10 protein-coding genes and 1 pseudogene are annotated in these 12,964 nt (G+C 57.4%); 7 read left to right on the top strand and 4 right to left on the bottom strand.

Translation table 11 applies throughout. The features are described 5' to 3' along the window. The first annotated feature begins 468 nt into the window (after nt 1-468). Together A9Q02_RS23220 and A9Q02_RS23215 are read left to right on the top strand one after the other, a co-directional pair. Nucleotides 469-918 carry an Hsp20/alpha crystallin family protein gene (locus tag A9Q02_RS23220; protein ID WP_097655461.1) on the top strand — a complete coding sequence of 150 codons (450 nt, stop codon included), beginning with the start codon at nt 469-471 and terminating at the stop codon, nt 916-918. Between the two features lie 534 nt (nt 919-1,452). Continuing rightward, entirely contained in the window at nt 1,453-1,809 is a 357-nt protein-coding gene (locus tag A9Q02_RS23215) for a hypothetical protein (RefSeq protein WP_097655460.1), read from the top strand. A gap of 46 nt (nt 1,810-1,855) precedes the next feature. Here the strand turns inward: A9Q02_RS23215 and A9Q02_RS23210 are convergent, their stop codons facing one another. After that, nucleotides 1,856-2,824: a thiamine pyrophosphate-dependent dehydrogenase E1 component subunit alpha gene (locus tag A9Q02_RS23210; protein WP_245860830.1), complete on the bottom strand. Its 969-nt coding sequence runs from the start codon at nt 2,822-2,824 to the stop codon at nt 1,856-1,858. 288 nt (nt 2,825-3,112) lie between these two features. Here A9Q02_RS23210 and A9Q02_RS23205 point away from each other — a divergent pair, with 288 nt between their 5' ends. Further along, nucleotides 3,113-3,811, top strand: coding sequence for a hypothetical protein (locus A9Q02_RS23205; protein ID WP_097655458.1), 699 nt, complete (start codon nt 3,113-3,115; stop codon nt 3,809-3,811). A 76-nt stretch (nt 3,812-3,887) separates the two neighbouring features. On the opposite strand, the pseudogene A9Q02_RS25010 reads toward A9Q02_RS23205, so the two are convergent. The 3 genes and pseudogenes from A9Q02_RS25010 to A9Q02_RS23195 all read right to left on the bottom strand — a co-directional run. After that, nucleotides 3,888-4,211 (bottom strand): annotated as a pseudogene (locus A9Q02_RS25010) (redoxin domain-containing protein); the annotation flags it as partial. A gap of 12 nt (nt 4,212-4,223) precedes the next feature. Further along, the gene (locus A9Q02_RS25005; RefSeq protein WP_245860828.1) at nt 4,224-4,469 is read right to left on the bottom strand and encodes a hypothetical protein; all 246 of its coding nucleotides are present in this window, start codon (nt 4,467-4,469) and stop codon (nt 4,224-4,226) included. Nucleotide 4,470: 1 nt separating this feature from the next. Continuing rightward, nucleotides 4,471-4,932: an SRPBCC family protein gene (locus tag A9Q02_RS23195; protein ID WP_097655456.1), complete on the bottom strand. Its 462-nt coding sequence runs from the start codon at nt 4,930-4,932 to the stop codon at nt 4,471-4,473. 686 nt (nt 4,933-5,618) lie between these two features. On the opposite strand from A9Q02_RS23195, the gene A9Q02_RS23190 reads away from it, so the two are divergent. The 4 genes from A9Q02_RS23190 to A9Q02_RS23175 all read left to right on the top strand — a co-directional run bounded on the left by A9Q02_RS23190 (nt 5,619) and on the right by A9Q02_RS23175 (nt 12,893). Beyond that, nucleotides 5,619-6,227 (top strand): TadE/TadG family type IV pilus assembly protein, encoded by a 609-nt coding sequence (locus A9Q02_RS23190; protein WP_097655455.1) that lies wholly within the window; start codon nt 5,619-5,621, stop codon nt 6,225-6,227. A gap of 28 nt (nt 6,228-6,255) precedes the next feature. Continuing rightward, the gene (locus tag A9Q02_RS23185; protein WP_245860827.1) at nt 6,256-6,927 is read left to right on the top strand and encodes a TadE family protein; all 672 of its coding nucleotides are present in this window, start codon (nt 6,256-6,258) and stop codon (nt 6,925-6,927) included. Between the two features lie 203 nt (nt 6,928-7,130). Then, the gene (locus A9Q02_RS23180; protein WP_097655453.1) at nt 7,131-10,070 is read left to right on the top strand and encodes a TadE/TadG family type IV pilus assembly protein; all 2,940 of its coding nucleotides are present in this window, start codon (nt 7,131-7,133) and stop codon (nt 10,068-10,070) included. Nucleotides 10,071-10,208: 138 nt separating this feature from the next. Beyond that, nucleotides 10,209-12,893, top strand: a complete 2,685-nt coding sequence (locus A9Q02_RS23175) for a Kelch repeat-containing protein (protein ID WP_097655452.1) — start codon at nt 10,209-10,211, stop codon at nt 12,891-12,893. Nucleotides 12,894-12,964 lie beyond the last annotated feature (71 nt).

Here is a 12,964-nt window from a genome sequence, read left to right as displayed (position 1 = left end):
AAAGGTGGGTTAAGATAAACACCTTTTCACCTAAGGTTAAATAATTTTTACGTTTTGCACGACACTGCGGATGCGACATCATCCACCATTTCCCCCATCAGAACGCCATAAAACGGCATTTCCTCAAACAAGACTCTCAGGTTATGATAAAAATAGCGTTGAGATCTTCGCTCAGAAGAGAGTCCCAGCGAGGCCTGAAACAACCCGAACGAATGATCTTTCTGTCAAGATAACAATTTACTCATAACGCCAACTTGCCTCTTGCTTTTGCTCAACCCAAGCTAGCGGTTTAGGGCTGCGACCCATGCGCAAGCAAGGCAAGCGCACGCTAACATCGCTCTAATATCCCACCGATGCTCATCTAACACTCGTAGCCTATAGTAAGCACAACAAAATTATCTATCGTCCTTGCCCAACTGAAGAAGCGAACAAACAAAAGATAGCAACGCAATGATAAGGAGGTTACCTATGGCTACGTTGACCCGGTGGGATCCTGTGCAAGAGGCGGTGACCCTGCGTGAGGCGATGAATCGTCTGTTTGAAGAGAGTGTTGTGCCAGGCGTCGTTGCACGCACCGGCAATGGCGGCACCTTCGCGATGCACCTGGATCTGAGTGAGACTGCCGATGCCTATTTCATCGAGGCCGCTGTGCCTGGGATGAAGGCTGAGGATCTGGCGATTACCTTCGAGAATGGAGTGTTGACCTTGAGTGGCGAGATCAAGCAGAGCGAAGCGAGCAAAGAGCGCAACTATCATCGCATCGAGCGTCGCTATGGCCGCTTTACCCGCAGCATTACCCTGCCAACAACAGTGCGCGGCGATAACATCACCGCCCACCTCGAAAACGGTGTGCTCCACCTCAACATCCCCAAAGCCGAAGAGGTCAAGCCGCGCCGCATCAGTATCAACGTCAACTAGGCACCAAGCACAAGCCAACGGGTGTAGGGCCGCAAGGATCCTACACCCCAAAGGGTTTCACCTGCTCTGAGCATGGGCATGATGAAGTAGGGGCACCCCTCGCGGGTGCCCCGATCAGCCCGGCGTACGGGCACCCCTCGCGGGTGCCCCGTGTCAAGGCCGGTGTACGGGCACCCCTCGCGGGTGCCCCGATCAGCCCGGCGTACGGGCACCCCTCGCGGGTGCCCCGATCAGCCCGGTGTACGGGCACCCCTCGCGGGTGCCCCGATCAGCCCGGCGTACGGGCACCCCTCGCGGGTGCCCCGATCAGCCCGGTGTACGGGCACCCCTCGCGGGGGCCCCGATCAGGCCCGGCGTACGGGCCCTCGCGGGGGCCCCGATCAGGCCCGGCGTACGGGCACCCCTCGCGGGTGCCCCGATCAGCCCGGCATACGGGCACAAGAGAGGGGCGAGCCTTGCTCGCCCCTCTCTTGTGCCATTCCTCTCTACATGCGGTATCATAGGGGCAGTCGCGTGTATCACCCGGAGAACCCTATGAATTCACAGCAACAAGAGGCTTTGCTCTATCTACGCCGTTTACTCGAAACACCCGAAAGTGATCCCACCGAGATCGCTGGGAGCTACGTAACCGTCATTAGTGAACAGTTACTCGCGTTTGCGGCCCAATCGTACAAGCGTGATGGCATCGGGGTCATCGAGATTGACCTGCGTGGCATTGATCTCCGCACCGCCACCGGCACTGCCCCCATCGCCTACTATCCCGCTGATGCTGGCTCAGATGAGTGGCCTCCCAATCTCGCAGCGATCCTGAACGACTACGATCCCGCCCGTGAAGCCGTTGTCCTGCTCTTCCAGGATCGTGCCGTCGCTCAAATCTTTGTCCTCGGCTAGGCTTCAGTATGCCTAGTGAAGGCGATGCATCAGACGCAAAGCCTTCCTAGGCATATACCCCTTCGCGCACCTCAGCCCCGTCAGGATACGGCGATGCTTCCGCAAACGCCTGGGCCTCATCTAGCTCGGTCTCAATCCGTTCCAGCACGGCGGCGAGACGCACATCATCAAGCAACCCTCGCGCCCGCAGCGTAGCCTCAAAGCGCACAATCGGATCACGCGCAGCCCACGTTTGCAACAATTCTTTGGGCACATACGCCATGTTGTCGTGAATGGCGTGCCCGCGCATGCGCATCGTCTTGCCTTCGATCAGCGTCGGCCCGCCACCTGCCCGCGCCCGTTCGACGGCCTCATGCACAACCGCATAGACCGCCTCGAAATCATTGCCATCAACAATCTGCCCAGGGATGCCATACCCCGCTGCACGATCAGCAATATGCTCGATCCGCATCTGCCGCGATAACGGCGTCGAGTAGGCGTACTGGTTGTTCTCACAGATAAAAACCACCGGTACCTGAAAGACCGAGGCCCAGTTGAGCGCCTCATGCGCCACGCCTTGACTCGCACTACCATCACCAAAAAAGGCCATGGCAACCCGCGGCTCGCTTTTCAGCTTGAAGGCATGGGCGACCCCAACAATGACCGGGGTCGAGGCAGGCAAGTGGCTAATAAAACCGATGAGCCCCAGGCTCAAATCACCCATCCCATGCAGATTCGCATCACGCCCCCGACTTACCCCAGTCCTCCGCCCAAGAAACTGCGCCACAATCCGCCGTGGCGTCAACCCACGCACCAGGTATGTGCCAAGGTCACGATGCATCGGCGCACAGACATCCTCAGGCCCAAGTGCCATCCCCGCCGCGACACTCAACGCCTCGTGCCCGATCTGCGAGAAGTAGCCCCCGACAATCTTGCTCTGCTTGTGCAAAAAGGTTCCTCGGTCATCCAACGCCCGCGTCAGCCGCATCCAGTAATGCGCCTCAATCAGCTTGTCAGCCGTCAGTTCCATATGCATCGTCGCTCCCTCGCTCACACGGCCGGGGCGTCCCGGTTCGCCTCCCTCTATTGTAGGCCCTCTTGACCCTTTCTGCCAACCCGCCAACTCCCGTTACCTACCCTTTCACCAGGGTAGGGGCGAGGACGTTCTGCCCTCGCCCCTACCCTGGTTGTCAGTTCTCCCTCTTTCTTCCAGATCTCTCCACCAGATTCTCCCGACTCTGTACTACAATCAACTTGCAGAATCGTGTGACATATATACAATATACGTTACGTAGAAGGTGTCTGCCACAAAGGAGCGGAGACGATGCAAGATCAATACACGGTGATACTGGGCTTGCAGGACTACATGACGGTTATCTTTTCGGCGATCGGTCTGATCATTTTGACCCGGATGATGATCCAGATGGATCGTTCAATTGGGCGCATGGCAACCATCGGTGCCATCTTGATCGTGCTCGGTGGGCTCCTCAAAGCCTCAGGCAAACTAATCATTGCGGCCACTGGTACCGAGATCAGCTGGATGTACCATGGCCTCTTCCCCTTGATCGCCCCTGGTTTTACTATCTTTGCCTGGTCGCTCTATCAGGTACGCCGCATGCTCCGCGAACAGCCCCCCCTCAAGCGCCCCTGGATCGTTCCCGCCATTGTGATCGGGCTCTTTGTCGTCTTCTCCGCCTTTATTGGTCAGGCTGGTGGCCCGTGGCGCGTGCCTCTGATTTTGTTGGCCTCGATTGGCAACATCGGGATGCTGATCATGCTCATCCTGGCCGCCTGGGGCCGCAAGATGTGGACAACCGGCGCTCTCTTCCTGACCACAATGCTTGTGGTATTGCTGATGTCCCAGATGGCCAATATGACCTTCGATACTATCGCGGTCGTCTGGTTCGAGCAGATCAGCCAGACAATCGCCCAGGCCCTCTTCGCCCTCGGCGCATGGCAGTATAGCCAGGCCATCGAGACCAGCTACATTCGCCGTATGGTCGTCAGCCCAGCAGCATTCTAGATCTTCCGGTCATTTCATTCTGTAGGCAGCAAAAAAGCCAGCTAAGCTGGCTTTTTTGCTGCCTACAGAACAACTACTATCCAAACAACTGATCCAGAATCGAGAGCAGTGTCTCGGGTGTCGGCGGCGTAAAAACGACCGAGAGCGGGGCGACCCAACTCCATCGAATAATCCCTTCGGGATCAATCACAAAGGTACTCGGCAACGGCACCCCCATCGCCGAACCCATGCCGTACCGATGAAAGACCGACCAGTCACCATCACTCAACACCGGATACGGGGCATTCAGCGTCTCAGCAACAAAGCTCGTCATCTCAAGCTCGGTGCTGCTGACGACCAGCAATTCAGCCCCCCGCGCAACGAATTCACCATGAGCTTCCCGCAAAGCATCCAGCTGCGGCGCACAGTGCGGTCAGAAGAAACGATCACTCACAATCCGTGACAAATTCAGCACCACCGGACGACCGCGCAGCGCACTCAACGTGATTGTTCGCCCATATTCGATCTGTAGTTCGCCCTCAGGTCCTGTGACCATCTTTGCGTACGGCAGGGTGAAATCAGGTGCCAGTTCACCTACCTGCGGTACTCCTTTAGGCCCACGGGGCTGAATGAATTCCCGGCGCCATTTGCCGGTCATCGGAATAAACGGACGTGCCATCCTAGCCTCCTTGCTCTTCGCAAACCTGCTTGAGCCGTTGCATCTGTACCCGCGCATCCCAGCCCATCAGTGGCCCCACCGTCGCTGGCCAGACGACATCAATCACCGGAACACGCAGCTGATATTCAATGCGATTTTGAATCAATGTATGCTCAGGGTCTTGCTGCGGCATCCAGTGCCACGCATCAAAACCTTCCCAAAACCCATCAAACGCCCACAGAATCAATCCAGGCCGACGCTCATGGACAACATACGACGCTTGCAACAAACGTCCAAGGCCACTCAACGTCAACTGCCACCGTGTCCCCTGGTCAAATGTCCAGACGCCATCCACCGGCTCAAAGCGCACGGCCCCAGACATCCAACGCAACATCGGGTCGCGCTCAGTCATCACCGCTTCAACCCGCCCCATCGGCGCACGCACAACCACAAACTCTTCCAATAAATGCGTTCGTTCTATCATACCACTCCACCCATATCTTTTTTCTTTTTGCATCCTCTTACACCCAGTATACCCCCAAATCTGTGCATTGTCCACCTTTTGCACAGGCCCGCCCCGTACAGGCACGGCGCCGCCGTGCCCCCGTCGCGCGTCCTTGTCACCCCGAGTGCCAAGTGGCCCGCGGGCCAGTGGTGCCGAGAGAAACCAGTGTGTTGCACCGGCCCGCCCATGTCACCCCGAACGGAGTGAGGGGTCTTCCATGACGATCAGTGCAGATTCCTCACTGCGCTCCGCTGCGTTCGGAATGACAGAGGACACACTGGAACTGACAACACGGTTTGTTTCTTAGGAGCGCAGCGAGGGGTCTTCTATGCACCGATGCACCGCAGCGAAGATTCCTCACTCCGTTCGGAATGACATGGCTGGCGTTGCCCCGCCCCGCCGCCCTCGCCGCCCCGCCGTACGGGCACGGCCCTGCCGTGCCCCCGCCCCGCCGCCCCGCCGCCCCGCCGTACGGGCACGGCCCCGCCGCCCTCGCCGCCCCCCCGTACGGGCACGCCGCCGCCGTGCCCCCGCCCCGCCGCCCCGTGCCGCCGTTGGGGCGCGGCGACGCCGTGCCCCAATACGGTACCATTAGACTATTGAGCATCTCCTTGCCCTAGAGCTATAATAAGGCTGGACGAGAAGACCCTGCACGGAGGCCGGTCATGGCGCATACGCAACACAAAAAAGGGCAGTCCATCGTTGAGATGGCTTTGATGCTTCCCATTCTCTTGATCGTCATCTTTGGCATCATCGAGTTTGGCTGGCTGATCTTTGCCTATTCGACCATTTCGCAGGCTGCCCGCAATGGTGCCGAAGTGGCCGCCCAGTTGCCTCCGCACGAGTCCTGGCTGAACCAGAATCCTGCTGGGTTCAATCAAGACCCCAATGTCTGGGCGCCGCGCAGCATTCGCTCAGATAATTGTGTCAATGGGATCTATGTGGCGATTGAGTCACAGCTAACCCTGCTTGGCATGGGGGTTAATGAACAAGATGCGGTCGCCCAGGCTCAGTATGTGACCATCCGTTATCCCAATGGCGGCGCTACCCGTAATCTGGCTGTGCGTGGGCCAATTGAGATCTCGATCACCTACCCGGTCAATAGCCTGACCCCTCTCTTTGGCTTGCTTGGTATGAACGATGGGGTGACAATGCGGGTCACCCAGCGTCGCTCGCTCGAAAACCTTGGACGTGACCCCACGCGCCAGATCGGGGTGGCCTGTGCTGCCAATCAGACCGAGTGGGTGCGGATCAATCCTGATCCTACGCCATAAATAATGTTGTGAGCAGTGAGCAAGTGCTATGAAGAAGTTGATCACATCCTTAATGCTGAAGGCAAGGCGACAAGGTGAGACCAGGGTTGAGCCTGCTCACCCGACGTTGCCCAAACGCCACCCAAAGCAATGGGGCCAGGCCGTCGTCGAGTTTGCCCTTGCCTCCACGATGATCTTCTTTCTGCTGGCCGCCGTCGTTGACTTGGGCTTGATCTACTTTACCATGCAGGCCCTGCGCGTCGCCGCCCAGGAGGGGGCCGTCTATGGGAGCTATCCGCACGCCGTGAAAGATAAAGACGGCAATATTACCCAACTTGTCATCCCCTATGCCGAAATTGCCAACCGCGTCTACGGAGCCGCCGGCGATCAAGGCAATGGCTTTGCTAATCTGCGCGATCTCGACGGCAATGGGGTTGATGATCTGACCCAGAATTTGCACGCGAACGTTGCCACCAACGCAAATGGCTACATTTATGTCGAAAACCTGTTCGGCTTTGATACGAGTAATCTGCAGCCTTCCTGTGTTGGCAATGTCCGGGGCCGTGATCTGCAGGCCGGCGGGAGCGGGTGCTGGATCCGTGTGACGGTGCGGTATGAATATAGCTTTTTCTTTCCTTTTGCGCCAGCCTTTGGCAATACGGTGCGCTTGCAGGCCTCACACCTGATGCCGATACGCAGCCAGTACTATACAACACCTTAGGGACGCCTGAGACCCTTTGCTCCTAAAAAACAAAACCGGTCTAGGACCTCACCGGTCTTGAAGACCTGTGAGTTCTGATAAGCGCCCAAAGGCCATGGAGTACTCAGGGTGACCAAACCCCGGAAACATACGTTACGAACTGCGAAGACAGTTCAAAGCAAAAATCAAGATCGTAGATTGATGGTAGATGGAGGGTAAAGATCATGGAAACAAGAACCAAGAAGTATCGTAGGCGAACGTTAGGCCAAAGCATCCCGCTGATCGCCCTCATGATCGTGGTGCTTGTCGCCATGGTCGGGCTCTCGGTGGATGTTGGCAATACCTTTTCGCAAGAGCGCCGGGTGGTCGCGGCGGCCAATGCCTCGTCGATCGCTGGCATGAATTTTGTCTTCAATAGCCGCGCTGGTGATACCAGCGCAATGGTCTACAACCAGATCCTGCAGGTGCTGACTGCCAATGGCATTGACGTGGCCGCCTATGGGCAGACACCAAACAGCAATCAGCTACAACTAACCGCTGTCTATCTCGATAAAGATGGCCGGGCTATTGCCGGGGCTTCGTCGATCACCCCTGATAATACCAACGCGATCCCGACCAATGATGTTGCCTTTATCCAGGTGCGCCTCGAAGGTCAGGTTGACACCTACTTTGCGCGCGTCGTCGGGCGCAACGATCTGCCCATCGGGGCCAGTGCCTATGCCGGTAAGTGCCCGATAGGCCAGGGCGTCTATCCATTTGCGATTGACCGCCAGACGCTCACCGATGATTTGGGTCAGTTCAGGCAAGTGGATGATGCCAACTGGCGCGTCATTCCCAGTGGGCCTTTTGCTACCTATACGGCACGACGCGTCTATCCAAAAGATAACGATAGCCCTGGCAACTTTGGGTTCTTGCGCTGGAAGGAAGCCAATAAGAGCGCCGTCGATGCCGAGAATAGCCTCCGTGGGTTTGGCAATCTCAGCGATGGCTTTGAAGAGGCTCCCTTGCCTTCAGGGGTGGTGGATGTCAACTATCCCGCCCTCCCTGGCATCCTCAGTCCTGGTGACTGGGTCTGGGGCTCGACCGGGATGATGGTTGGCAAAGCATGGGACGCAATGCAGGAACATCAAGCCCTTGGCACCAGGATGATCCTGCCACTCTATAATCCTCCGGCCGCTGACAATGGGGCTAATTCCCGCTATAACGTGACTGGCTTCGGGGTCTTTGTGATCCTCGCCTCAGACAACAAAGGGAAGAATAATACCTATTTCGACCTCGTCTACCTTGGGCAGGAAGATGCGTTGCTCGGGGCGTGTTCGTTTAGCCCGGTGCCACCCAACGAGGAAGATTGCTGCGAGGTGTGGGGCGATGTGGCGCTGACGCCGGCCTATCAGAATCGGCCCACCGAGTATAATCCGATCCAGTGGGTGATTGTGCTCGACCAGTCTGGCTCGATGAGCGCCAATTTCAATGGGCAGTGCGATGTTGGCGGTGGCGGCAATATCTATTCCAGTCAGGGGCCTCTGACGGTGGATGGTGTACCCCAACCCTCGGTCTTTACCCAGTGTACCAACGGGCCAGTCTATACCCGCCCTAATGGCTCAACCATTGATGGTAATTCGGAGACTGATGGTACCGGCGCATCACGCTACTGGCGGCAATATACCGAGCGGCGGATGTTTATTGCCAAACAGGCGATTCAGCAACTCATTGATACGGCCTACTTTGGCACAGACGATCCCAACCGTCCACCCGATCAGTTTGCCTATATCTGGTATACAGGCGATGTTAATAGTAATGGTAATGCCTTCATCTTCAAAGAAAGTGACGGGAGCTATGTGGGCATTGGCACGCCGGGCAGCGGCCAATCCTACTTCAGCAGCAACAAAGCTGTGCTGAAAAAAGAGATTGACAAGCATTCAACCGGTACCATTGACGTACCAGAGCGCGATACGACCCATCCGACCTTTGGCCCTGACAAGATCGGCAAGCGTTATGTCAGCAATGGCGGCACCAACGGTACTGCTGGCCTCTTCCGGGCCTCGCGCGTGCTAAGCGCTTCTCGTGCTACAACGGAGCCTTGGCCGAAGGATGGGCAACCACCAACAGTAACCCCCCGGGAGTTTACCTATCTCCGCGTGGTGCTCTTCATCACCGACGGGGTCTCGAATCAGTTCTTTAATCAAAACGCGGGCAACTATCACGCCTTCAGTTCGCCGGGTACATATGGAGCCGATACATGGGGCCAGGGCCGCCCAGGTGCGGTGGAAGGCACCCACCGGGCCTTCTGCCGGGGCCTGGAGACGAAACAACTCATTGATACAGCGATCTGCCATACGAATAGCGGTGGGGGTACCTATGTGAAAGATAATGTACTCTATAATCGTCCGATCAATCAGTCGATTGAGGTCAGCAATACCTGGCTCAAAGGTACCGCGACCGATACCCGTGACTATATTCCTGATGATCGCAAAGCACAAACGATTGTCTACGCTGTCGGCATTTCCCCGCTCAACCAGGTGTACGGTGGCTTAAGCAGTGGGCAGATTGCTTCGGATCCGATTAATGGTTTCGAGACGGGCTATGTGGTCTCGACGCTCGAAACCGATCCGGTGACGGGCAGGAACAACCTCGATATTCTCTTCGAGTCAATTGGCCGTCAGGTGCAGGATCTTGCCTGTGTGCCCCGTGAAGGCGATGTGCGCACCGATATGAGGAAGGAGAATCTCTCGCCTGGTTCAACGAACCTCATTTTTAAACTCAAAGATGGCAAAGAAATCAAGTGGCCGACGGTGGGCTTGGTCACACTCACCCCAACCGAGGGCGGCAGCGGGGGCAACCTAGTGACCGAAATCAAGGTAAACGAGGCTACCAACCAGCTCTACTATCGCTTCACTGATCGTGTACGTCCCGGAACCTATACCTTGAATGCATGGCTCTTGTATCACGATAGCGATGATCAAGACCCCTATGCCATGCCCCGTCGCTATGATGTGCTCTGGGATGGTGTGACGGCCCAACCAAATACAACCATTCAGGTCTCGGCACGCACCCAGGTGGGCAGTTTCAAACCGTCAACCCAAGTTGATCTGCATATGCGCTTCCCATCCACCATTGACGTCAATGTCTGTGCAGATAATAAACCACGTTCGTGGCAGCCATAAATATGAGCAAGCAAGCCCGGCCTGGTCGGGTGGGTACCTGCGATGTCGTTGGGGAGGGTTATCCCTCCCCACCCCTTCTCCTGACAGACAGTCTTCACGTATCCCCCCTCTCAGCCCGTAGTCCACAGGAGTCCCCTCATGCATAAGCGTTCGCGTGTCCGACGTACCCGTGCGGTCGCATATGCCACCCTCATGATCCTCATGCTGGTGGTTGTCTTGATTCCTGGCGGCCAGGCCGGAGCCGCTGTCACGATCTTTACCGAAATGCTTGACAATAGTCAGGGCGATTTCGCCCGAGGCACGGTTCAGCGTACCTCGATCAGCGCCGATGTGCAGTCACCTCCTGGCACCGATCTCGAAGGGGCCGTCTTGCTAACCCCTATCGGCCTGCTCAATAAGTGGAGCCGCGACCCACAAACGCTGCCCAATCCGGGTGTCCAGGGCCACGGCGTCGCAGCGCTCGGCAACCGGATCTATACGCTTGCCGGCAGCCAGGGTTCGCTCCAGGCGAGTACAACCATCAGTTCGACCTTCTGGGCAACCGTCGATCAGGCCAACGGCTTTGTCGTTGCGCACGGCTATACTGACGAAACGCTGCCGACAGGGGCAACCAGTGCCAACGATTTTTTCCTCGATGATCCTTTGCCCCCGGCCGTGGTGCTCACCGCTGACGAATGTAGTGGGCGGGTACAGACCCTTGCGCCCCGCAGCGATGTTGCCGCAGCCGCGCTCGAAGTACCGGCGGGCAGCAACACCGGGTACCTCTATGCGATTGGCGGCTTTATCCGGGCCACCCAGTGTTCGCAGAGCAACCTGACTACCCCGCTGGTGCAGATTGGTACGGTGACGGCTGATGGCAACATCACCTGGACGGCCAACGACGAGGGGGTCGGCTTTATGCTGCCGAGTCCCCCGATTGTTGATGAAGGCCCGCCCGCGCTAGGCGACCGGAAGCTCGGGGTGGCCGATGCTGCCGCCGTGATCGTGCGGACATCGAGTGATAATGCGTTTTTGTATGTCACCGGCGGCTTGATGGTCGCCACCAATCTTCCCGACCTTGCCACAGCAGCCGTCTTCTATGCCAAGATTGATCAAACGACAGGCAGGCTCAGGCATCCCGAGACGAATGCCGCCGATGATCCATGGCTACGCACCAGCAATATGCCTGTTGTGCCACCAAGTGGCTTTGCTGGTACGCCGGGCCTCTTTGATCATAGCGCGATGACCTCGCGGATCACCGTTGTTGAGGATGGGGTGACGGTGACACGTGATGCCATCTTCATTGCCGGTGGCTATGTCAATCCCGCCCGCACCTTCCGTAACGAGTATGTCTACCGCGCCAGCGTCGATCCCGACACCGGTGCCTTAACCTGGAGCCAGCGGCCCAATCTCGCCAATCGCCTGGTCAATACCGAGGGTGTGGCCCGTACTGGGCTTTCGAGCTTTGCTTACAACAACCGGCTCTATGTCGTTGGCGGGACGACGACCAGTGCCACCAATTCAGCCCTTGACTCGATCACCTCGGCGATCCACAATGATCGCTTTGATCTCCAGACGATCACCGAAGAGAGTACCGAGTATTTCATCGGCAATAACAATCCCGCCAATCCGCTGCTCGATCCGCTTGCCAATGCCGGCATTGTGATTGTACCCGCCCGCTACCCCGAAGACGTGCAAGCCCCCGCTGGGGCCGGCACAGCCTGGGCCATTTCACTCGGGGGCCGTGATCGCAATGGCACTACCAGTGGGGTGCTCTGGCGTGGTTCAATCGGGGGGCTCGCGGAAGCCAACGCAACCCGCCGCAGCGTCGAGGGGTCGTACTATTCACGCTTTTTTGATATCCGCATCGATAGTGACGAGTCAACCGCAGCCGATGGGGCCGCCCGCGTGCTCGCGATCAACTGGACCACCGAGATCGACCGGTCGCGCAACTCGACCGCTGATCTGATCATCGAGTTTCGCCGGGTACGCCGCGCCGATGCACGCTGTGATGAGGGCGCGTTTCCGGCCAATACCCCCTGGGTTCAACTCGATGGTGATCGCAGTTCGTCTTTCTTTTCACAGTCTGGCAACAACCGCGTTGAATTAAAGGAGGTGTTTGGCGAAGAAAAATTCAATGCAACCTGCTTCCAGTATCGCGCCCTCTTGACCCAGAATGGCCGCACTGCCGAAGGCGGCTTGATCCCACCGATTGATATCACTGGAACGCCAAAACTGCTCAATATCAGCGTTGAAAAGACGATCCCCGGTGAACCCGACCTCTGGATCGAGCGTTTTGAGGTCAGTGTCACGGAACAAGGTCGTTTCGACAGCTTCGACCTCGCGATGAAGAATCTGCATCCTGACGGACGAAGCGAAACCGCGCTCGTCGGGGCCGACCTCTTCCCCGTGGTGCTCTGTGTGGCCTATAGCGAACTTGAACAACCCGAGCCCGAGCTCGTGGTGCCGACCCTCCCCATTGAGAATGACGACGATAACCGCGTTGATTGCGCACCAGTCTACCGCTGGGTGAACCGTGCCCAGACAACACCCGATGTCACGCTGGCCCTGAATACAGGCTGGTACACCAACTATAATGCCCATCCACTCTTGCCCGAGCTTGGTCAGGATCAACCGCTCGCCGATCTCCGCACGCTCTTCGCAACACCAGGCCACTATGCTGTGGCCGCCCTGATTGACCCCTTCAATCTGGTTGCCGAAGGCGGCCTCGGCAAGACCAATAATCGCGGCGAAAACCTGACCGAGGGCGACACGACGCCGTTGATCCGTCGGTTCACAATCCTGTCAACCAACAGGCTCTACCTGCCCACAGTGGTAAGGTAATGGTTAAAGGCATATGCTATAATGATAGCCAGGCATACGGTCAGTGCATCTGCACGACCGCTCCTGAATAG

This window comes from Candidatus Chloroploca asiatica (assembly GCF_002532075.1).
In the GTDB taxonomy this organism is placed as follows: Bacteria; Chloroflexota; Chloroflexia; order Chloroflexales; family Chloroflexaceae; genus Chloroploca; species Chloroploca asiatica.
The sequence above is the reverse complement of the archived record's forward strand: the minus strand, read 5'-3'. Positions and strand labels throughout refer to the sequence as shown.

Coding starts and splice junctions, on each gene's coding strand:
- A9Q02_RS25005 (WP_245860828.1), bottom strand. CDS start 4,469: ATGGCACGTCCGTTTATTCCGATGACCGGCAAATGGCGCCGGGAATTC.
- A9Q02_RS23185 (WP_245860827.1), top strand. CDS start 6,256: ATGAAGAAGTTGATCACATCCTTAATGCTGAAGGCAAGGCGACAAGGT.
- A9Q02_RS23220 (WP_097655461.1), top strand. CDS start 469: ATGGCTACGTTGACCCGGTGGGATCCTGTGCAAGAGGCGGTGACCCTG.
- A9Q02_RS23215 (WP_097655460.1), top strand. CDS start 1,453: ATGAATTCACAGCAACAAGAGGCTTTGCTCTATCTACGCCGTTTACTC.
- A9Q02_RS23205 (WP_097655458.1), top strand. CDS start 3,113: ATGCAAGATCAATACACGGTGATACTGGGCTTGCAGGACTACATGACG.
- A9Q02_RS23190 (WP_097655455.1), top strand. CDS start 5,619: ATGGCGCATACGCAACACAAAAAAGGGCAGTCCATCGTTGAGATGGCT.
- A9Q02_RS23180 (WP_097655453.1), top strand. CDS start 7,131: ATGGAAACAAGAACCAAGAAGTATCGTAGGCGAACGTTAGGCCAAAGC.
- A9Q02_RS23175 (WP_097655452.1), top strand. CDS start 10,209: ATGCATAAGCGTTCGCGTGTCCGACGTACCCGTGCGGTCGCATATGCC.
- A9Q02_RS23195 (WP_097655456.1), bottom strand. CDS start 4,932: ATGATAGAACGAACGCATTTATTGGAAGAGTTTGTGGTTGTGCGTGCG.
- A9Q02_RS23210 (WP_245860830.1), bottom strand. CDS start 2,824: ATGCATATGGAACTGACGGCTGACAAGCTGATTGAGGCGCATTACTGG.